Annotated in this window: 15 protein-coding genes; 12 read left to right on the top strand and 3 right to left on the bottom strand. The window is 41.8% G+C overall.

All coding sequences use genetic code 11. The features are described from left to right. The first annotated feature begins 5 nt into the window (after positions 1-5). From H6F42_RS19935 to H6F42_RS19910, 6 genes are all read left to right on the top strand, one after another. Positions 6-650, top strand: a complete 645-nt coding sequence (locus H6F42_RS19935; protein ID WP_190401137.1) for a 2OG-Fe(II) oxygenase — start codon at positions 6-8, stop codon at positions 648-650. Further along, positions 647-2431, top strand: coding sequence for a 2OG-Fe(II) oxygenase (locus H6F42_RS19930; protein WP_190401136.1), 1785 nt, complete (start codon positions 647-649; stop codon positions 2429-2431). The genes H6F42_RS19935 and H6F42_RS19930 overlap by 4 nt, the downstream gene beginning before the upstream one ends. Next, a complete protein-coding gene (locus tag H6F42_RS19925) occupies positions 2418-4199 on the top strand; it encodes a hypothetical protein (RefSeq protein WP_190401135.1) in 1782 nt (593 codons plus the stop codon). Before H6F42_RS19930 ends, H6F42_RS19925 begins: the two co-directional genes overlap by 14 nt. 123 nt (positions 4200-4322) lie before the next feature. After that, positions 4323-5465: a zinc-binding alcohol dehydrogenase family protein gene (locus H6F42_RS19920; protein WP_190401134.1), complete on the top strand. Its 1143-nt coding sequence runs from the start codon at positions 4323-4325 to the stop codon at positions 5463-5465. 52 nt (positions 5466-5517) lie between these two features. Further along, entirely contained in the window at positions 5518-6903 is a 1386-nt protein-coding gene (locus H6F42_RS19915; RefSeq protein ID WP_242018538.1) for a hypothetical protein, read from the top strand. 9 nt (positions 6904-6912) lie between these two features. Further along, positions 6913-8136 (top strand): cupin domain-containing protein, encoded by a 1224-nt coding sequence (locus H6F42_RS19910; RefSeq protein ID WP_190401132.1) that lies wholly within the window; start codon positions 6913-6915, stop codon positions 8134-8136. 8 nt (positions 8137-8144) lie between these two features. Here H6F42_RS19910 and H6F42_RS19905 read toward each other — a convergent pair whose 3' ends face one another. Both H6F42_RS19905 and H6F42_RS19900 read right to left on the bottom strand, forming a co-directional pair. Then, positions 8145-8900 carry a MinD/ParA family protein gene (locus H6F42_RS19905; RefSeq protein ID WP_190401131.1) on the bottom strand — a complete coding sequence of 252 codons (756 nt, stop codon included), beginning with the start codon at positions 8898-8900 and terminating at the stop codon, positions 8145-8147. An 82-nt stretch (positions 8901-8982) separates the two neighbouring features. Continuing rightward, positions 8983-10500, bottom strand: a complete 1518-nt coding sequence (locus tag H6F42_RS19900) for a TolC family protein (protein ID WP_190401130.1) — start codon at positions 10498-10500, stop codon at positions 8983-8985. Positions 10501-10801: 301 nt separating this feature from the next. Between H6F42_RS19900 and H6F42_RS19895 the strand changes: the two genes are divergently transcribed. The 6 genes from H6F42_RS19895 (at position 10802) to H6F42_RS19870 (ending at position 20846) form a co-directional block, all read left to right on the top strand. Continuing rightward, positions 10802-12019 carry a hypothetical protein gene (locus tag H6F42_RS19895; RefSeq protein WP_190401129.1) on the top strand — a complete coding sequence of 406 codons (1218 nt, stop codon included), beginning with the start codon at positions 10802-10804 and terminating at the stop codon, positions 12017-12019. A 5-nt stretch (positions 12020-12024) separates the two neighbouring features. Continuing rightward, a complete protein-coding gene (locus tag H6F42_RS19890) occupies positions 12025-13143 on the top strand; it encodes a cyclic nucleotide-binding domain-containing protein (protein WP_190401128.1) in 1119 nt (372 codons plus the stop codon). Further along, positions 13140-14570, top strand: a complete 1431-nt coding sequence (locus H6F42_RS19885) for an NHLP bacteriocin system secretion protein (RefSeq protein WP_190401127.1) — start codon at positions 13140-13142, stop codon at positions 14568-14570. The genes H6F42_RS19890 and H6F42_RS19885 overlap by 4 nt, the downstream gene beginning before the upstream one ends. A gap of 9 nt (positions 14571-14579) precedes the next feature. Beyond that, positions 14580-16763 (top strand): NHLP family bacteriocin export ABC transporter peptidase/permease/ATPase subunit, encoded by a 2184-nt coding sequence (locus H6F42_RS19880; RefSeq protein WP_190401126.1) that lies wholly within the window; start codon positions 14580-14582, stop codon positions 16761-16763. Position 16764: 1 nt separating this feature from the next. Further along, a complete protein-coding gene (locus tag H6F42_RS19875) occupies positions 16765-19638 on the top strand; it encodes an NHLP bacteriocin export ABC transporter permease/ATPase subunit (protein ID WP_190401125.1) in 2874 nt (957 codons plus the stop codon). Positions 19639-19904: 266 nt separating this feature from the next. Further along, on the top strand, positions 19905-20846 hold the full coding sequence (locus H6F42_RS19870; RefSeq protein WP_190401124.1) for a GAF domain-containing protein: 942 nt from the start codon (positions 19905-19907) through the stop codon (positions 20844-20846). Between the two features lie 101 nt (positions 20847-20947). Here the strand turns inward: H6F42_RS19870 and H6F42_RS19865 are convergent. Then, a partial coding sequence (locus H6F42_RS19865; RefSeq protein WP_190401123.1) for a hypothetical protein occupies positions 20948-21143 on the bottom strand: 196 nt, incomplete at its 5' end.

Below are 21143 nucleotides of genomic sequence, written 5' to 3'. Positions count from 1 at the left end.
GCAAAATGAGTAACATCACTGATATTCTTCAATCTATATCTATCCTGCCGCCTCAGCCAACTGTCCGCTCTCATGCGCGTCGTTTTAATTGTTTACCTGTAGACGAACTTACGGCTCTTGCTCAGAAAATCCTTGTCTCTCCCTATCTGGAGACTAGTCAACTCAGTGAAAGTTTTGCCAGTACTCAAGGTTTCTCCATAATATTTAGAAAAGAAGGGATTCCCGTAGTTGTTGAACATTTCCCCGAATTATCTACCTATATCAATGCTGCTCTTAAATCTTCGTGTAATGCATTCTATTTAAATATTTTAATATTGACTGAAGGTTCTTGTGTTACTGAGCATATAGATTGTAGTATTTGTGAATATTTTCAAGAATTAGTAAGTCCTCGATTGGTAAGCGTCTTATATGTGCAAGTACCTCAGGATATGAAAGGTGGGCAGTTAGTGCTGTCTTTAGATTCTCAAGAAATAGCAATCATTCAGCCACAGGAGAATATGCTGCTACATTTTTTAGGTTATCTCACCCATAGAGTTCAATCGGTTCAAACTAGTCAACCGAGAATTAGTATTGTTTGTGAACAATATAATCTTAAAGAAGAATGGTTGGCTCAAATACCCAATTTTGCAATCAAGTCGGGGGCTGTATGATCAAAATAAGTAATTCTCTCGCAGAAATATTACGTCTGATTGAACCTGCGGTTGTTCCTAAATTGATCACAGTTAGTAATTGGAACACAATTGATCGCATTGCTCAACTATTACCTAATGCACTCTCACCTTTCTTTGGCTTTGAATATCGTTTAGGTAATACCCTTGCGGAGGTTGACTTTCTGCTCTGCGTTGCTGCCGAAGAAGCGGGAAAAAAAGTACTTGGCGATCGCAACTATGACATATCCTTACCCTCGTTGGTTACAGAAGAACCGATTTGGCAAAGAATACAGGCTTTTGCGATAGAATGGAACATGAGTACTTCGGCGATCGCCACGGATATATTTAATATTTGGCTAGAATTTGATACTCCTAATTGTTTTGTAAAGGATCAAATCCCTCTCCCCAGTTTTTTTATGGGGATAAATGATGTTTACAGATGTGACTCTCTGGCAGAGCAGAAAAAACGCCGTGCTTGGCTAGTAGAAGAAATTTTTCCTTTGTTATTAGGAAAATCTTTAATGATCGCCAACCAAGAAAAGCTTTATCACTGTTTTCAAGCGCTACCTCAGGGCGCTCATGTGTTTCAGATCGGATTAATGTTAGCTCGTCAAGTGGAGACAGTGCGTTTATGTATTCGGAATATTTCGCCTCTGCAAATTGGTTTGTATTTATCGCAGATCGGTTGGAAAGGGAATATTGAGCAGTTGTCTCAGTTTCTGCATTTACTCTCTCCCCTTGTTGATCGGGTTGATCTTGATATTGATGTTGATCATTCTACACAATCAAAGATTGGCTTGGAGTGTTATTTATATCAACAGCCTTCGTTAGAGCCAAGATGGAGTGACTTTTTTAATTTCTTAGAAGAGAGATCGCTTTGTGTGCCAGAAAAACGCGAGGCGATATTTTCCTACCCAGGATACTTGAGGGAGAGTGCTAATCAGGAAAAATGGCCAGAGGGTTTGAAGCGGTTAACTCAGATCTTGGGAGCTAAAAATGAAGGAATGATATTTCGGGGCATTCATCATGTAAAAGTTACCTATGAAGACGATGTTCCCCAAGAGGCAAAGTCCTATCTTTACGTGGCTCGTAAGATTTTAAATCATCAAGAAATTAGACAATCGATCAACAATCCTAAAAACTTTGTCGAAATAGAGAACTTTCTCACTGAGTCTGAACAAGAGGAGCTATGGCAATTTACTAAAAATCATCACGATGACTTTGTGTTAAGCGATGTCTATAATCAGAAATTACCTGTGAGCGATCGCCAATATCATCGACATTCTTTAATTCTTGATCCACCCTTTACCCTTTCTCCTTTAATTGTCGAAAAAGTGCGTCAAGTCCTTCCCAAAATCTTAGCTGCATTACAAACCCCAGAATTTTCTATTGGTCCTATTGAAGCCCAACTCACAGCCCATAACGATGGTGAATACTTCAAACTGCATAATGACAATGGAATAGAGGCTGTAGCAAGTCGGATATTGACATTTGTTTATTATTTTCATCAGCAACCAAAAGCTTTTACGGGCGGGGAGTTGCGTATTTATGATGGGAAATTTGAAGGCGAAAAGGGAGGAAAAGGCGGAAAATTTGTACCAACAGGTCATCACGTGGTTATTCCAAGAAATAACTGCATTGTCTTTTTCCCAAGTCAACTTATGCATGAAGTCACTCAAGTTCAATGTCCATCCCAAAAATTTTTAGATGGTCGCTTCACCGTAAATGGATGGATTCATGATGCATCAAAAATAAAGGAGTTGACCGATGAAAATCTCTAATATCCTTGATTTACTGCCCCAGTCTCTAGAATGGATGGTGTTATTTAACCTCGAAAAAGTACGCCCGATCGCAGGAGATGAAGTAGCTCGTGCGATGTTTTACTTGCCTGAAAACCTCGATCTCCATCCTTTTAGCCATGTGGTACTCACGAGTGCTGGCAGGTTAGTAGCTCCACTTCTCGAGAATTCCTTAGTTGATCCTTACTCTGGAAATCTTTGCGAAAAACCACCACAGGGCAAAACTTTAGGACATCAATTTGCCGATCGCTTATCGTTATTTGCGATCGATGAAGCGGACTGTATTGGCTTAGGTGAAATTGCAGGATTTCCTCCCGTAGTGCTGCACCTAGTTCTCCGGGATCATGAAGGTCACGCCACTGCCATTTTTGATTACAATTCTGAGCATCCACCCGATCATCGACACTATGAATTATTAAGAGCTGTGGGAGTCCGTTTTGTAGAAGGTAAATCCCAAGATGGCTATTATGTAGCTCAATTCCGTAATCGACTACCAATTCATATTCACGCAGGAATTTTGTGTCATTTTGAGCGCACGGGTAACTGTAATCTCTTTTTCTTGCAACATGGCAAAATTGATCCGCCTCTGGAAAAAGGACTTCTAGAAGCAGGTTCGCGCCGCCTTACTTGGAGCAAAAATCAGGCGATCGCTTGGCTCCAAAAATTAACCGAAGAAGCATTACAAAGTCCCTTATCGATGACCTGTGTTCCCCCTGCTCCAGAACAGCCCTTTCCCTATGGCGATCTGGTTCCTTTGGGATTTGTATTGCGATCGCTTCGGGATACTCAATTCACAGAGACCTATACAAAGCTATCAGCTTACATAATCAGTCAACAACAAGAATCTCTGTGGGCTTTTCACCAAAAGCGATTAGTCACTGCTACGGACTCAGCTCTAGTCATGCAGGGACTGACAGGAGATTTATCGGCAACCTTTGCAGCCCTAGAACAATTTAGGGATGGGCAAGGTTACTATCCTCAGTTATGGGCGGAATCACCTCAACCCCATCGAATGATCAAAGATCCCAGTTGCGTCCATTGGTGTCAAACAGACTTTGCTACCACCTCAATCATACGGGCACTCCAGTTATCCCATGGTCTAGAACCGAAAACTCCGATTACCTATTTGACAGATAGAATGGCTGAGCGCAGTGGCTTGTATTTTGCCAATCCCTATTTAGTAGATTACTATTTAGCCCTCGCTTTGCAAGAAGATACTCCCACCAGCCAATTAGCTCGTCAGCAACTTTTAGAAGAAGTACTAAGCAGTCGTAATAAAGACTTTAGTTTTGGTTATTTTGATATTCCTCTTTCTACAGCTTTAGCAATTTTGACGATCGCCGCTTTAGGCAGTCGGGGACGGGCTATGAGGGCTTCACAACTAAGGCTATTAGACTTTTTAGAATCTGCGGGTAGTTTTCCTGCCTCAATTCCATTTTATTCTTCGCTGCGCCTTGAAGCTGATGAACAGTCAGAGCTCAAATTAAAGATGATGCAACTGAATCTATTTGCCGATCCTAGAAAGCGATCGCAAGTACAGCAAATCGGTGAAGAATATCACAATATCTCTTTATATGTGGATAACCATAAAATGATTTCCACATCTCTGGCTGTTTCGGCACTTAATGCTCCTTGTACTCCTGAAACCTATGATATTGACGAGCTATCGCCCATCAAAGCCCATCCCCGCTATCGTTGCCGAGAGCAAATCAGCTACATTGCCCAATTTGCTCTTCCCCCTTACCTATAACAGTTTTCAAATGAGCGCATACTCCTTTGAAAGTTAAAAATCAATTCTAGTAAAAGTTTGGGTTTTTTACTTTGCCGTAGGCAAAATAAAAACTGCCATCCACTAAAGTCAATCAAATTTAGTATGAAAACAGTTGCGATCTGTGGTTCTCAAGTTAAAACAATTATGTCGGCAGAGAGTTTTGTTGACAGTATCGAGATTGAAGGTATACAGGTGAATTGTGGAGTTATCCATACTAAAGATATTACCTTTTCCCCTAATGATCCTGCCCTCACTAATCATGTTCTGTTCCAAGTCAAAGCCTTTTCTTGCAACTATCGAGATAAACGAATAATTCTAAATACCGCAACTAGCGCCCCCGCCAATCGCTTTAATGCCATAGGCTCAGAGTTTGTCGGCGTAGTCCTCGCGGTAGGAGCCGATGTAATTGATTTAAAAGCAGGCGATCGCGTGATTGCTAATAATTGCTATCCCAACTCTGGTGTGACTGGGTTACCACCGGGAGTTCCCACAAACCACGCTTCTAAAGAGTTGCGGATTCTCCATCGGGCTAAATTAATTAAAATTCCTGATGTTATGCCCGACGATGTAGCCGCCTCATTTAGTATTGGTGGGCAAACCAGTTATAGCATGATCCGCAAGTTGCAGATTCAGCCAGAGCAAAATATCTTAGTCACCGCCGCCAGATCCAATACATCCTTATTTGTACTCCATGCGCTGCAAAAATATCGTCAGCAAATGGGAATTCGGGTGTATGCGCTGACCAGTTCGAGCAAGTTCATCGACAAAATTCAGGCGATCGGGGTTGATCGGGTCGTGCCGATCAACCCGAATTCAGAGACGTGGATTGAACCCGAAACAGCTACATCCGTTCTGGAGGAAACTAAGGGTGGATTTCATAGCATCATCGATCCTTTTTTCGATTTGCATATTGCCAGAATGTTGCCAGTGATGAAACCAGAAGCTAAATATATAACCTGTGGACTTTATGATCAATTTACAGATCTGACGGGAACCCAATCTCCCGATATAGGTATAAGTCCCCAAAGTCTTTTATACACAACGATGATTTACAATCTTTCGATTATTGGTAATTGTATTGGACTTACTTCTGATTTAGCCCAAGCGATCGCCGATTATGCTCAAGGAAATTTGCATGTAGCGATCGATAGTGTCTATACAGGCAAGGATGTCGCACCGTTCTTTGACCGTACGTATAATTCCCCAGATCGCTTTGGAAAAGTAGTTTACAGCTATGAAGATTAATTTCTTAGGTCACGCATCCTTATTGATAGAAACTCAGGATTGCAAAATTTTGATGGATCCTTTACTTTGGGACCCTTTTTGTGATGGCACTAATGCCTCTTGCCCCCAGAGAGAAATCTTTCCCGATTTATTGCCAGCCTATGACTTTTTAGTGATTTCTCACAAACATACCGATCACTTTGATATTCGCTCCCTCACCTATCTCCCTAAACATATAGATGTTCTCATTCCTCCCGATAAACTTTTAATGGAATGCTTACAAAATTTGGGATACAAGCATATCTATCCACTCAAGGAATTCCAGAAAGTGAAAATGGGAGATACGACGCTGATGACCACGCGATCAGAGGTGCGAGTACCTGAATTTGGCATGGTGTTTGCTGACCCTAGTGGTGTGTTTTGGAATGCTGTAGACACCTTCTTCGCTCCTGCTACGATTGAACAGGTGAAACAAATTTTTCCGAAAATTGATATATTTTTGACCCCTTGGAATGTGGGCATGGAATCAAAATATCAAACTAATCAGGGCTTAGGTTTCCCCTTTGATGTTTACGATCATCTGTATCGTCTGATCAGCATAGTCAATCCTGATGTAGTCATTCCTGGCGCTCAAGGATGGAAGTACATCAATTCTGGAGCTTGGCAAAATCAGATTGCTTTTCCCCAGACCCGTGAACGTTTTTGTGAAGATATGGCGACTGTGCTGCCTCAATCAAAGGTTTGTAGTCTAGATCCTGGGGATATCGCCGAACTAGATATTGACAGAGGTTTTCAGCACCATCCCTCAGCTTCTTCCTATGCCCGCATGATGGTAAATGATCGAGAAGCGATCGCCTTTGTCCCCGTCAATTTCCATAGAGATCTACAAGATCACAATCCTCTGGGCTATCCCCTAGAAACTTTACAAGAAGCAATTGCTCACGAAGTTTCGACAAATTTGGTAGCTTTCATTCAAGAAAATTTAAGTACTCTGTTTGCAGAGCATCAGAATTGGCAAGTTATCTATCAGTTAGAAGTCATCTTTTCTGATCGCCAAAGTAAAATTTGGCATATAGATCTCAGGAACTCGACCCTTACGGCGGTCGAAGGTTATAACCCTCTAGCAAATTTATTTTTTTATATTACCGCTTCAGGATTTTATAGCCTTTTCCAAAAAGCCCATGGTTGGGAATATTTAGTTAATACAGGCGAATATCGTCATTTCCATAAGGTCTATCTACCCCATAGTACGGGGATTTCACTCGCAAAATCGGAACAGATAATTGATCCGATGTTTCTGAAATATCCTAAGAATGAGGATGATTTACTGCGTCTGGAGTCTATCTTAGTCGATCTTCCTGAATCAGATTCTATGCCTTTGCCAAACACAGGGATGATGCTCCTAGCTAATACCTTTTTTAAGTTACGCACCAAGCCTCAATCAACTTCTATATCTTGATTACGAATTATGTTCAATGATAATTTAAACGATAATAATTTCGATTTTCTCAAACTACTAAACCCGATCGCGCTCTCCGATTTTCTGGAAAAACACTGGGAAACTCAACCCCTGCATATTTCAGGAAGAGCCGCCAACTTCTATCAAACATTGCTATCTCTCGAAGAGATGGATATTTTGCTGGCTCGGCATCATCTGACTCCGCCTGATATTCGAGTAGTCGCCAATCAACAAGAACTGCTTCCCGATCGCTACATCAAGCCCGATCGCAGTCTCAATCTCAACCAGCTTTACAAGGCTTATAACGAAGGGCATACCATCATAATTAATGGACTCCAGCAGTACTGGCAACCCCTTGCCCAAGCTTGCTTGAACGTGCAGTATTTTCTCAATCATGCAGTGGTGGCAAATTGTTACCTTTCGCCTCCCAACTCTAAAGGATTGATGCCGCACTATGATACCCATGATGTATTTGTGTTACAGATTGAAGGAAGTAAGCAATGGTATTTGCATCCCACCGACTCATCGATAAATACTGTGCCTTTGTTGGGTAGCTTTCAACCCGTGATTCCTGAAGCTCGTCTTGGCGATCCCCAATTATCCATCCAACTAAATCCCGGGGATCTCCTCTATGTACCTAGGGGATGCATTCACCACGCCGCCACCCTTGATAATTTTTCGCTCCATGTCACCCTCGGCGTTTATCCTGCTCAATGGCTTGATTTAGTGAATAGCGCTCTTACGGCTGTCGCCTTGCGTAATCCCAAATTACGCAAGGCTCTCCCCCTTGGCTATCTAGACAATCAAGAAGCCATAACTATGCTTCAGGAAACCTTTCAAGAAATCTTGAATACAGTGGCGATCGATCCTCAAGCCTTAGGAGATGGATTAGAGATTTTGCGCGATCGCTTTATTCATCAGACTACACCCTTACCTGACGGACATTTTCAGCAACTACATCAACTGGAAGAAGTAAATCTCACTTCTACTGTAATCAAGCGATCGGGGTTGCATTGCCGAGTGATCCGAACAGGGTTTGACGGGGCAAGCATCCAATTTCCCGGCAACACAATCACGGGTAAACGCCATCTAGAGACTGCTTTTCTCTTTGTTGCTAATACCAATTCTGCATTTAAAGTTGGCGATCTGCCTGATACATTAACCGACGATGGAAAAGTGACCCTCATAAAACGACTAATTCGAGGAGGTTTACTCCGAGTAATTTCCCATTAAATTTCCGACTAAATCAATGAAGCAACATGACGATAAACTTTAGAAATTTGATGGTCAGGAAAATTTAGACAAAAGATACCGCTACTTGCCAAACGAATAATATCTGTTGACTCAGGCAGTACTCCTCCAACTTCAATCTGGAAAGTATTTGCAATCTTTTTTTGAAGCTCATCAAAGTCAAATTCTGGTAAAGCTTTATTCACTAACAATAAGAGCTTTTGAACATTTAGCTTACGAGCCACATCGATTGTCACCGCCGTACCTTGAAAATCCTGCTGATCAGGACGCAAAATCAAAATTACTAAATCAGAAATGGTCAAAGAAAGGAGGGTTTCTTCACTGAGACCGGGATGCGTATCAATAAATAGGTAATCAAGCTGGAGGTGTTCCACTAAGTCTTGAAAACCATCATTTAAAAGCTCAACATCATAACCTTCTCTTAAAATCTTGGAAATATCATTAATGCGAACACTGGCAGGAATCAGATAAAGCGCACTTCCAGAAGTAGCCGCTTCACCTAGAGTGGAGGTAACGTCATAAGCCGCCTCTTGGGCAGGGCAGCGCCCCCATAAAAAATCATTTAGCGTCTTATTTAGTTTGCTCTCATCAAACCCAAACAAAACATGGATTCCGGGTGATGGCAAGTCAGTATCCACGATGCCCACACGTTTGCCTACACAGGCAAGAGAAGCCGCCAGATTGGCTGTGGTGTTAGATTTGCCCGTGCCGCCGCGATAGGAATGGATGGAAATAATTTTAGACATAAGCCCTACACTGATTTCTTGAAGTCACTATACACAAAATTTGTCAATTCTAGCTTGAAGTTAACAAAATAGATAGAACTTATTAAGGTTCTGTACTGTTACCTACAGCACGCTGAAGTGCGGCAAGATCTTGATTGTAGCCAATGATTGCCTGTAAAACATTTCCTCTTGCTTGAGTGAGACTAGCTTCGGCAATATTTACCTCAGTCTGTAAACCTACTCCAGCTTGAAATCTTATACGAGCAAGTTCGAGATTTTTTTCGGCACGGTTGAGCGCCTTTTCGGCAATCACAATATTTTTCTCATTTGCCTTCAAACTAAAATAGGCTTCTTCTATTTCTAGGCGCACCTGAGCTTTAATATCTGCAAATTGGTTAGTAGCGATCGCCGCATTTATACGCTGCTGCTCGGCTTTAGCAGAGGCAGATCCACCGTCTAGAAGTCTCCATTGGAAGGTCAAACCTATAGAGTAACCAGATGCTGTTCCATAGGCAAAATTACTAGGATCTCGAGGATCTTCCGTACTCAACGACAAACCACTGAGATTAGCAAAAAGATTCACTTGAGGCTGAAGAGATGCTTCTTCAAACTCCGCTCTATTAAGGCTTATTTGACGATTTATTTCCTGTTGGGTGAGATCAATTCGTTGCTGTAAACCCAACAAAATACTATCTTCGAGCGAAAGCTCCCATGCCTTACCCTGTTTAATGGGCTCCGAAGCTTTAGGAATAATCGTCGGCGATAAATCGAGTAATCTTACAAACCTCCGACTTACGGCTTGCTGCTGACTTTTTGCTCTGATTAATCTTTGCGTGGACTCGTCCAATTGTACTTGAGATGTTAAAACGTCAAAGCGAGTCCCAAGTTGTCCTTTAAGAAGTTCTTCAGCATTATAAACACTCATTTCCGACTGGCGCACCGCAGCTTCTTCAATCAAAACTTGTTGATCGGCTCGCTGAATAGAGTAATAAGCGTTGGTAATATCAAGACGAATTTGTTGGGAAAGTCGTTGCACTTCTAACTTATTTAACTGTAATGATTTCTTAGCGCTCTCAATTAGAGGGCTGCGCTGAGGCTGGTACAACCCATAGCTAAAACTTAGGGTCGGAGAAAGGGTAGTTGTTGTATAGTTTTGGATTTGTTGAAATGCGAGGGAATTGGGGTCAGCACCTTGGAGTAAGGCAGATCTTTTACTAGTTTCTATTGCTAGTTGATTAGAAGCACTTAAGTCACGAGAAAGACTGATCTGTAAAGCTGCTGTTGGTTGTAATGTGGCTTCTGCTTCTCGGATGGCGGCTTTAGCCTGCTCGACACGCAGTTTGGCAGCTTGAACTTGTCGATTTTTAGCAAGTCGCAAATCGATAGCTTCCTCAAGTGTGAATGATACTAGTTTTTTCGGCTCTACCTCATCAGCTTTAGTAGGGCGGATTAAATCTATGGGATTTTCTAAGAGAGGTTCTTGGTTATTTTTTTCCTGTAGTGGCTTTTGGGCTGAATCTATAGGTTTGGGAGGAGGCATTTTCTGAGCATAGACTGAAGATTCCCATAAATTTGTAAAACTCACTAAAACAAAAGCTGCGCGGATGGTTCGTTGCAACATTTATAATCCTCTCTCACGATTATCTAGCCACCAATACAATATTGCAAATAATTGCAGATAAAATATTGTATCTATAAATATTCTTTAGTATTTGTAAATATTACTTTAAAGACATTATTTACTACATTAAACAATATTAAAAAAACGAACCAAAACCCATGGCATACACTACTGTTTCACCATAACTTTTAGTTTTTTTATATTTAATTATCCCCAGCTACTTATCGAGTGTAAATCAGTTATTGTTTTTGTAAAAACTTTGCTAACATAATTGGCTAGAAAGGCGACTTGAGGAGAATGCTTGGAAACACAACTTTTTCGTTTAGCAATCTTAAAAAACTTTGGCGCTACCGATTCCAATTTACAGGAACTACTCGATTACAATCAGAGTACATTTGAATACAAAAATTTAGTTGAGGCAATCCATGCTGCTAAAGTACCAGAACCGCATGTCGAGACTTGGCAAAATTATTCTAATCTAGCGGCGATCACAGGTGCATTTTCAGTTTTATCCCAGAAGCTAGTTCAGTTGCAATTCCCCATCAAGGAGGGAATAAGTCAAGTAGAAAGTTATCAAGCGGCGACAAAACGTGGGGTTACCACAGAGAATTTGCCAGAAGCCACAGGGCTAGCCCTGATACAGCCTGATCAAGTCCAGTTATTCCTGCATGAAACTTTAGCAGGACCAATTCCTGTGATTTTAGTGGGCGATCGCCAAGATTTTGTGACGCTGATTCAAGCGCTTACTAAAAAAAATGAACCCTTACCTGTGCCTGAGTCTATGGGAGCTTGTATTGTCGGCGGATACAACAATTGGGATCGGATTAACGATTATCGATCTAAGTGGAGTTATCAATGGAGTAGTAAACAATTATCCCCGCCTAATGAATCAGATTGGCAGCTAGAGTTTAAAAAAATTATTCCCCAGAAGTCTCTATATCAAGATCGATTCATCATCTCAAGCAAAGGATTTTATAGCAATGTCTCCCCTTCTACCTTGGGGTTAGAATTGTCAGAGTGGCTTAATTTATCTCACCTAATTCGTTTGGAACATGAATGTACCCACTACTGCACCAGAAGATTTCTAAATTCTATGAGAAATAATTTGGTGGATGAATTGATTGCTGACTACCGAGGTCTTGTAGCGGCGACAGGGACTTTTAAGGCTCAATGGTTCTTGGCTTTTATGGGGTTAGAAAGATTTCCGATCTATCGTGAAGGAGCTAGATTAGAAAATTATCGCGGCACTCCTCCCCTATCAGATTCAGCTTATCAAATTGTTCAAAAGTTAATCAAAGCTGCGGCAGAAAATCTAGAAAAATTTACCCAAGAATTTTACGCTAACTCAAGAAATCAACAAGATCAGCAACTTTTATTGCTAATTGCTCTTAGCTATCTTACCCTAGAGGAGTTAGCTGCGCCCAATGCAATTGAGCTTTTACATCAGTCAATTCGACGATTTACCCCTTTGCTGACTGGAAAAGAGAGTCTTATCTCTGAAGAAAATCTTGGAGAATAATTTTTATGACTGAATTTTTATTGAAAGAACTCACTAATAATGATATTGACTGGATGATTGCCACTGGTCAGCAATTAGATATAGCTCCTGATACACAGTTGATTGAGCAAGGGCGAGTTAATACTAACTTTTTTGTTTTATTGGAAGGGGACTGTATTAGCACGATCGCCAGTGAAAGTGGAAATATTATGGGACGAGCCTTTGCTGCCCTAGAAAATGTTACTTCACTTGATCAAAAGTTAGAAGAACTCGGTATTGGGGAAATTTTTGGAGAATCAGCATTTCTTGGTGTCGCTCAATCGGCTGTATCCGTGAAAGCAACTACCAAATCTAAAGTATTAAAGTTATCCCATCAGGCTATCTATGAAAGAATGGAACAGGATAATGGCTTTGGTGCAAGGTTTTACCACGCCCTTGCTTCCCATTCTAACGAGCGTTGTCAACGCATTATTCCCCAGTATCTTTCGCGTAAATTAGGATTTGTGCAGTCAATGATGGCAGGCGGAGCGGCTTTTGGTGAACTCAGTGATGGCGATGTCGATTGGTTATTAAAAAATGGCAAGATTGAAGTTATTCCTGAGGGGCAAGTGTTTATTCAAGCTGGTCGTCCTGTCGAATTTTTGTTTGTATTACTTAACGCAGTCTGTGCTGTATCCGCCTTCGACAAGCCTCGGAAAATGTCGCGTATTTTTGCTTCTCTAGAATCAGGTAGTCAAAGCGAAGAGGCGATCGGCGCAGAAATTATTCATCTAACTACGGGAGAGATAACAGGGGAAACCACATTTGTAAATCTAAGTCCAATTTCTGCGGTTGCCACCAAAACCCTGAAAGAATCCGTCTTCTTGGCTATTCCCTATCCCGCTTTACAATTGGAGTTGCAAAAGAATCTAGGCTTTGCCTCTCGCTTTTATCGGATGTTGAGTATTTTAATTACATCAAAAACTGAGGCGCTGATCGAACGGATGGGCTACGGTAAAAGGCGATCGTACGATCGCAACCAGTCCCTACAAGCAAATGTTTTATATGAAGATGAACTAGACGATAACAGTTTAGATAACCTAACATTAGCAGGCGCGAGATTTGATTGGATGTTAAAACGACTTTCTCTTAGAGGTAATGTATGAGCAGGCTATTTCGACAAGAATCCGTAGAGCGTCTTTCTTCTCCTGAGCGCTTAGATCAGCTAATGTATGTTGCTGATGCTAAGTCTTGGATTCCCCTGTCAGCTTTGGGTGGGCTTGCTTTAGTTGCCCTAGTTTGGAGCATTTTCGGAAAGATACCAGTTACAGTTGCTGGACAAGGAATTATTGTATTCCCCCGAAGAGTCGTACCATTACAAAGTGTCGGAACTGGACAAATTGCGGCTCTTAATATCAAGGTTGGCGATGTAGTGGAGAAAGGTCAAATAGTAGCAACTTTATCTCAGCCAGATTTAGTCAAGCAACTACAACTTGAAAAGCAACAGCTTCGAGAGCTGGAGGGACAAGATCAAAGCTCCACCCAATTACAAAATCGTCAGTCCGACTTGCAAGTAGAATCGATTCAACAGCAAAGAAGTTCACTCAGGAAAAATATTTCTGAAGTTAATGCATTGATTCCGACCTTAAGAGAAAAAGGAGTGATTGCCATACGCCTTCAGCGTCAAGCATTAGAAGAAAGACTGATCCAGTTAAATAACCTATCCCCTGCCCTTGAAGATCGTTTGAAAACTCGCCAAAATTTGTTAGATCGCGGGATTATAACGGGAGATCAGGTTTTGCAAGCCAGACAAGAGTATTTACAAAATCTATCTACTATTGCGGATCTGAGGGCGCAGCTTAAGCAGTTAGACTCGCAGGAAGCCGATGCCGAAAGACAATACCTCCAGAATCTTAATTCAATTGATGATTTTGAATCAAAATTAAAAGATTTAAATAGTCAAGAAGCTCGATTAAGGCAGCAAATTCAAGATAGTTCTTTTGGGCGTGCTAATCAGATACAGCAGGTCAGAAGCCGCATTTCACGGCTAGAGCAGCAGATAAAAGACTCTTCTAATGTGAAGAGCGAATATGAGGGAGTTGTTTTAGAAATGACAGCGACTTCTGGTCAAATTGTTAATTCGGGGACAAGATTGGCTTCTATTGGTCTCCCTGATCCGAGCAAGAGACTAATCACCGTCGCCTATTTTCCTGATCAGAGTGGAAGGCAAGTTTCAACGGGTATGCAGGTGCAAATTACCCCAGCCCAAGTTAAAAGAGAGCAGTTTGGAGGTATTTTAGGCAAAGTCAAAACCATATCTCCTTACATCCCCACAATTCAAGGCGTAACCACCTTAATTGGTAGTGAAGAAGCGACCAAGGCTTTGCTCCCCAACGGTTCTCCTCAAGTTGAGGTCTTTATTGAGTTGGAAGAAGATAGTACCAATCGTAGTGGTTATAAATGGTCATCTTCCAAAGGACCAAATATCAATTTGGATTCTGGCACACTTTCTACTGTTCAAGTTTTAGTAGAAGAAAGAGCCCCCATAACCTATATCTTGCCTTTCCTTCGCTCCACTACAGGTATTTACTAGCTGGAATCTATGAAGTTATCCTTTGCAAAAAATGCGATCGCCAAAACACCTACAATTCTGCAAATGGAAGCTGTAGAGTGTGGGGCTGCCGCCTTAGCGATTATCATGGCTTACTACAAGCTTTTTGTTCCCCTGCCCGAACTCAGGCGAGAATGTGGAGTATCAAGAGATGGAAGTAAAGCTTCTAACGTACTGAAGGCTGCCCGCAATTACAAGATGGTGGCTAAAGGATTTAGTAAGCGTCTGACGGATTTAAAGGAATTAAAACCTCCATACATCGTATTTTGGCACTTCAATCATTTTCTAGTTGTAGAAGGGTTTGCCAAAAACCGAGTTTTTCTCAGTGACCCAGCTTCAGGAAGACGCAGTGTCTCGGAAACTGAGTTTGATGAAGGCTTTACTGGCGTAGTTTTGGTCATTGAGCCGGGAGAAGGTTTTCAGAAAGACGGCAGGTCGCCTAATATCTTGTTGGGACTAGTCGAACTATTGCGAAGTTCAAAAGGAGCAATCTTCTTAGCAATAACGGCAGGATTGCTCCTAACTATTCCTCGCCTCTGTGTTCCTGCTTTTTCCCAAGTTTTTGTCGATGAAATTCTGGTGCAAGGTCGTGAAAATTGGTTGCGTCCTTTAGTAATTGGGATGTTGGGAACGGCAATTTTGCAAGGCTTTCTAGCCAAGTTGCGTCTGAGTTATTTACGGCGACTAATGCTCAAGCTAACCGCAAGTATGTCGGGAGGCTTTCTATGGCATACTTTGCGCTTACCTATTGGATTTTACGCCCAAAGATACGCAGGAGAAATCAGTAATCGTTCCCAGCTTAATGATAAGGTAGCCAATATTTTATCTGGTCCCTTAGCAACTACGGTAATTGATGTGATCATGATGTTTTTTTACTTCATCGTCATGTTGCAGTACGACTGGGTACTTACCCTAATTGCGATTAGCTTTGCCAGTATCAATTTTGCGGCTTTGTCCTTGCTATCGACTAGTCGAGTAGATGCTAATACCAAACTTGCTCAAGAATTCGGTAAGGTTGCGGGTGTGGCGATCGGTGGTATTCAAACAATCGAGACGGTTAAGGCTTCTGGCTTAGAAGGAGATTTGTTTTCCAAATTTGGTGGATACTATGCAAAAGCCTTAAACGCTCAGCAGGAACTGGGGTTACAAACCCAATTGCTTAGCTCCTTACCATCATTGTTAACTGCATTAACTTCGGCGGCAATTTTAGTAGTGGGCGGGTTCAGGGTGATGGATGGGAATCTGAGTATTGGTATGTTGATTGCTTACCAATCCTTGACTTCTAGCTTTTTAGAGCCTGTGAATTCCCTCGTAAATTTTGGCAGTACTCTCCAAACCCTTGTCGCAGATGTAAATCGCATTAATGACGTTTTAGAAAATCCCCTCGATCCTGAAGCCGATCGCCAATTGGCGATCAATCTTCCCTCCACAGATCAGCATAACTTCCGATTACAAGGCTTCGTTGAACTGCAAAATGTTTCCTTTGGTTATAATCGCCTTGAATCGCCTTTGATTAGTAATTTCAGTTTGCGAATTACCCCAGGGCAAAGAGTGGCTTTGGTGGGGGGCAGTGGTTCGGGCAAGTCTACGATCGCCAAATTAGTTTGTGGGCTATATGCCCCTTGGGAAGGCGAAATTTTGTTTGATGGAAAACCTCGTCAAGAATGGGCTAGAAATGTTCTATCTACTTCTCTCGCAATGGTGGAGCAGGATATTTTTCTATTTGGCGGATCAGTTAAAGAAAACCTTACGCTCTGGGACAATACGGTTAGTGATCAGGAAGTGATCCGAGCCTGCGAAGACTCAGCCATTCATGATTTGATTTTATCTATGCCCAATGGTTATGGAGCAGAACTAATTGAAGGAGGGATGAATATCAGTGGAGGTCAGCGTCAACGTCTTGAAATCGCGCGATCGCTAGTGCGTAACCCTAGTATCTTAGTGCTAGATGAAGCAACTAGCGCCCTAGACGCAGAAACAGAGGTCACTATTGATCGAAATCTGCGAAGGCGAGGTTGCTCCTGTATTGTGGTGGCTCATAGGCTCAGCACTATCAGGGATTGCGATGAAATCATTGTGTTGGAGCGTGGAAAGGTCGTCCAAAGAGGGACTCATGAGTCCTTACGAGAGCAAGATGGTCCCTATGCTCGACTAATCCATACGGAGGAAGGTTAACATGAGTATCTCACCACCAACAATCGTAAAAGGAAATATTCCCTTTGTTCTCACTGATCCTGATCGGGTGTGGGAAATCAAGACAGGAACGCTTGCCATCTTTTTCCGTAAGATTCAAGAGCAGGAGCAGCAGGGTGTTCGACGCTATTTATTTACAGTAGAATCTGGGGAAGCTTTATTTGGTATTGATCGCTTGCTTGGTTGGGAGTTAGTGGCAGTAGCTCTGACGGAAACTGAGCTTGTTGACATTCCCATTAGTGATTTTACTGGCCAGATGCGCGAACCCGATCGCCAACGTCAACTAAATCTATGGATCTATCATTGGAGTAAACATCTTCATCCCCAAGTTCCCATCGATCCTGTGCTGGTGGATAGCACTCAATATATTTCTTTAAGTTCTAAACAGCCCTTACTATCCTCTAAAAATCAAGTTTTGTGGATCACCATTCGACAGGGCAAGGCACTTTGGCTGGATCTAGAAGACCAAAGGTTAGAAACACCGCGAACATTTCCCCTTGGATTTGGACTTTGGATTATTGCAGAGACTGATTTAGAAGTTTTCGCACAATTGACAGAAAAACGAGAAGACTGGACAGATCTCCATATTGAGTTAGGGCAGTTCCATCAAAATGTAGGTGTTAATGTTCTACTATTAGAAACTCAGGAATTAGAGAGCAATTATCGACGCTTTGAAGCGAGAAATCAACAAAATAAAGACTTATTAAATGCCGCCTTAGAGGATCTAGTTTCCGTTTTACATAAGCCTGAAGAACGAACTCAGATGGAGGGACAAGGCGATGCCTTGTTAGCCGCAACTGGTGCGGTGGGTCGCATGGCAGGCATTGTGATTCGACCACCTAGTCAGTCTGAAGACCTCAAACGGATCAAAGATCCTTTATCGGCGATCGCTAGAGCTTCACAAATGCGAATTCGCCAAGTTTTACTTGAGTCTGGATGGTGGAAACGAGAATCTGGCCCCATGCTTGCCTATTCTCAAGAAGATAATGCGCCTGGGGCGTTGTTACCAAAGGGGCAGAGTTATATCCTTTTTGATCCAAAAAAAAATACCAAACAAACGGTTACTCAGGAAATTGCCGAGACTATCTCGCCCATTGCCTTTACGTTTTACCGTCCATTGCCAGTAATTGTTCGGAATGCCGTTGATCTATTTTTATTTGGACTAAAAGGTTACGAACTCTCTGCAATTGGCATTGTCATATTTGGTCTGACTGTAACTCTTTTGGGCATGGTTGTTCCCCAAGCAACCTCTATTTTGGTTAATGATGCTATCCCCAACAGCGATCGCTCCTTACTTAGTCAATTGGGATTAGCCCTTTTTGCCGCCGCCTTTGGTCAATCAGCCTTCCAAGTTTCTCAAGGCATTTTAACTAATCGGGTTGAGAGTGCTGCCGATAGCATCTTACAGCCAGGGATTTGGGATCGCCTCCTGCGGTTAAGTCCTGCTTTTTTCCGTAATTATTCTTCTGGCGATCTGTTGTCTAGAGTTCTCACAGTTAGCAATATTCGATCGCAAATTAGTGGAGCCACTTTACGAACGCTGCTTAGCAGTTTATTTGCCGTACTCAATTTAGCGCTGATGTTTGTATATAGTTGGCAACTGTCGATTGTCATTATGGTGATTTCCTTAGTCATGTTTGCGATCACCTTTATTTCTAGTCGAAAAATTATCGTCAAAAACCGCAAGCAAGAAGAATTAGGTGGCATCTTGAGTGGTTTTACAATTCAACTAATCAACGGCGTGGCAAAACTGAGAGTTGCCATGGCGGAAGAACGGGCTTTTGCAGCTTGGGCAAAACAACAAAGTAAAATCCTCAAATTGCGATCGGGCGCTCAGCGTATCAATAACAGTGTGGTAGTTGTTTCAGAAACGATCCCTCTAATCACTTCTATACTGTTGTTTTGGTTTGCGATTTTATTTATGCAAATGTCTCGACAGTCCCAAAGCCCTGTGGGCTTAAATGCTGGCTCCTATTTAGCATTTGCCTCTGCTCAAGGGCTGTTTATGCGCGGTATTACTGATCTCAGCACAACAGCCACAGAAATCCTCGAAATCGTTCCCCTATGGGAACGCGCCCGCCCAATCTTAGAAGCACCACAGGAATCTGATCCCAGCAAAGCCGATCCTACCCGACTCAATGGGCATATTTTGCTAGATCATCTTACCTTTCGTTATCGTGAAGATGGCCCCCTAATATTAGACGATGTGACCATCGAGGCTCAACCAGGAGAATTTATTGCGATCGTTGGTCCTTCGGGAAGTGGAAAGTCCACCATTTTTAGATTGCTACTAGGGTTTGAAAATCCTTCTGCGGGAACTGTTTATTATGATGGACAAGATTTGTCAGGACTGAACCTTCAGGCAGTTCGCCGTCAGTTTGGTGTGGTGTTACAAAATGGGCGGATCAATGCAGGTTCAATTTTTGAGAATATCACCGCAGGAGCCTTAGCTACCCTAGAAGAAGCTTGGGAAGGGGCTCGTATGGCTGGATTTTCTCAAGATGTAGAACAGATGCCGATGGGAATGCACACCGTGATTAGTGAAGGAGGAACTAATCTTTCGGGAGGACAACGCCAACGCTTACTTATTGCCAGAGCCTTAGTGCTGAAGCCTAAGATCATTCTCATGGATGAAGCCACCAGCGCTCTGGACAATCGCACTCAGGCGATCGTCACCGCTAGTTTAGATCGCTTAAATGCGACAAGGGTTGTAATTGCCCATAGACTGAGTACGATCATCAATGCTGATCGCATTTTTGTAGTTGAGGCGGGGCGAGTAGTGGAAGTTGGCAATTTTCAGCAACTGATCGCCCAAGATGGTCTGTTTGCGCGTCTGGCAGCAAGGCAACTGGAATAGGAGTAATACTAATTCACAAAAGTGTTGGCACACTTTTGTGAATTAGTATTACTCCTCAAACAGATCGGGCAACCACAAAGCCAGCAAAATCAATAAACAAACTACTACCAAACCAACCGTAAGATTAAAAGTGTCGTTGCTCATGTTTGTATTAGATTTTATAGAAGAGAGTTCTTGTGTGAGTGGTCAGATTTTCGCTCAATCGAATCAGCTTAATAAGTTTTTTTCAGATACTAAACAGATACTCAATAGAATATATAGTTATTATGTCATTATCTAAATTACTTCAGAAAGAAATATTACCATTTTTAGATATGTATCTAGACAGCTATCCTTTTGGGGTATGTGATTTAGAAGAAAAACTAATTTGTGGAAGCGATTCTCTCATTACCGAAAATAAATATCCAGTTTTATCTGGAGAGAAAATTATTGCATGGGTATTTGGATATAATGCCGATAATTTAGCTCTCTATCTCTCAAAAGTTTTGAATCGAGAGGAAGAAAATCGGGGATTGGGTAAAGAAGTTCTGCAACTTTACCGAGAAAAAAATCTTTTACTTCGCGTCACTGAGAAAATAGCGGGAGATCTGAGTCTAGAAGAATTGTGCAACCTAGCTATAGACGAATTTCTTCAAATTACCGAAGCCACTAGTGGATTAATTGTTTTACAATTAGATCCCAATATTACTAGATATGATACCGTAGCATTTAGATCAACAGTATTATTCCCCGTAGAACCTTTTGTATACTTTGAAAATGAAGGAATCGTTGGACAAGTTTGTCGTACAGGCAAGCCTGAACTGATAAATAATACCTTAACTGATTCTAGGGTAAAGTATCGCAGCGTTGATGCACAATCTTTACTTTGTGTACCATTTAAAATCAGCAATAAAACCTTGGGCGCGATTGTAATAACCCATAAAGAACCTGACTTTTATACTGCTCCCAGCTTGAAAATTTTAAGTATTTTAGCTGCTCACATTACTCCAGTAATTGAAAAAGCACTAATTCATGCACAACAAATACAGGAAATTAAAGCTAAGGAAGAGAAGCTTACTCGGAAAGTTGAAGAACTTCGCATTGAAATTGATGAGATTAAACGTCAGCGCCAAGTTGCAGAAATTACTGAATCTGAAATGTTTAATAATTTGCAAGAAAGAACTGAGCGTTTAAAGCAAAGAAAAACCATGAGATTACAACCTGAATAGACCTCTTGCAGAACTGAAAACATGTTAGGTTTATGAGCCTTGAATTTTTGCAATAGCCCTAAAATTAAGCGGGAGCATCTCAACTACGGGGCACTGGTCAGTTAAATCGTGAGGGAGTGAAAGCCCCGTAGCGAAAGCAACTCCAGCTTGGAAAGTGGTCGATGATATAGTCCGATCGCCATAGGAGAGTGTAAAGTGAAATGTGTAAAGTCTGGGATGTATGCAGAGAGATAATCTAGCCACACAATAACTAACACAAAAACCGATGAATATTCGCAAAGAATTGCTAGATGAATT

Origin of the sequence: Pseudanabaena sp. FACHB-1998 (assembly GCF_014696355.1) — a bacterium.
In the GTDB taxonomy this organism is placed as follows: Bacteria; Cyanobacteriota; Cyanobacteriia; order Pseudanabaenales; family Pseudanabaenaceae; genus Pseudanabaena.
The sequence above is the reverse complement of the archived record's forward strand: the minus strand, read 5'-3'. Positions and strand labels throughout refer to the sequence as shown.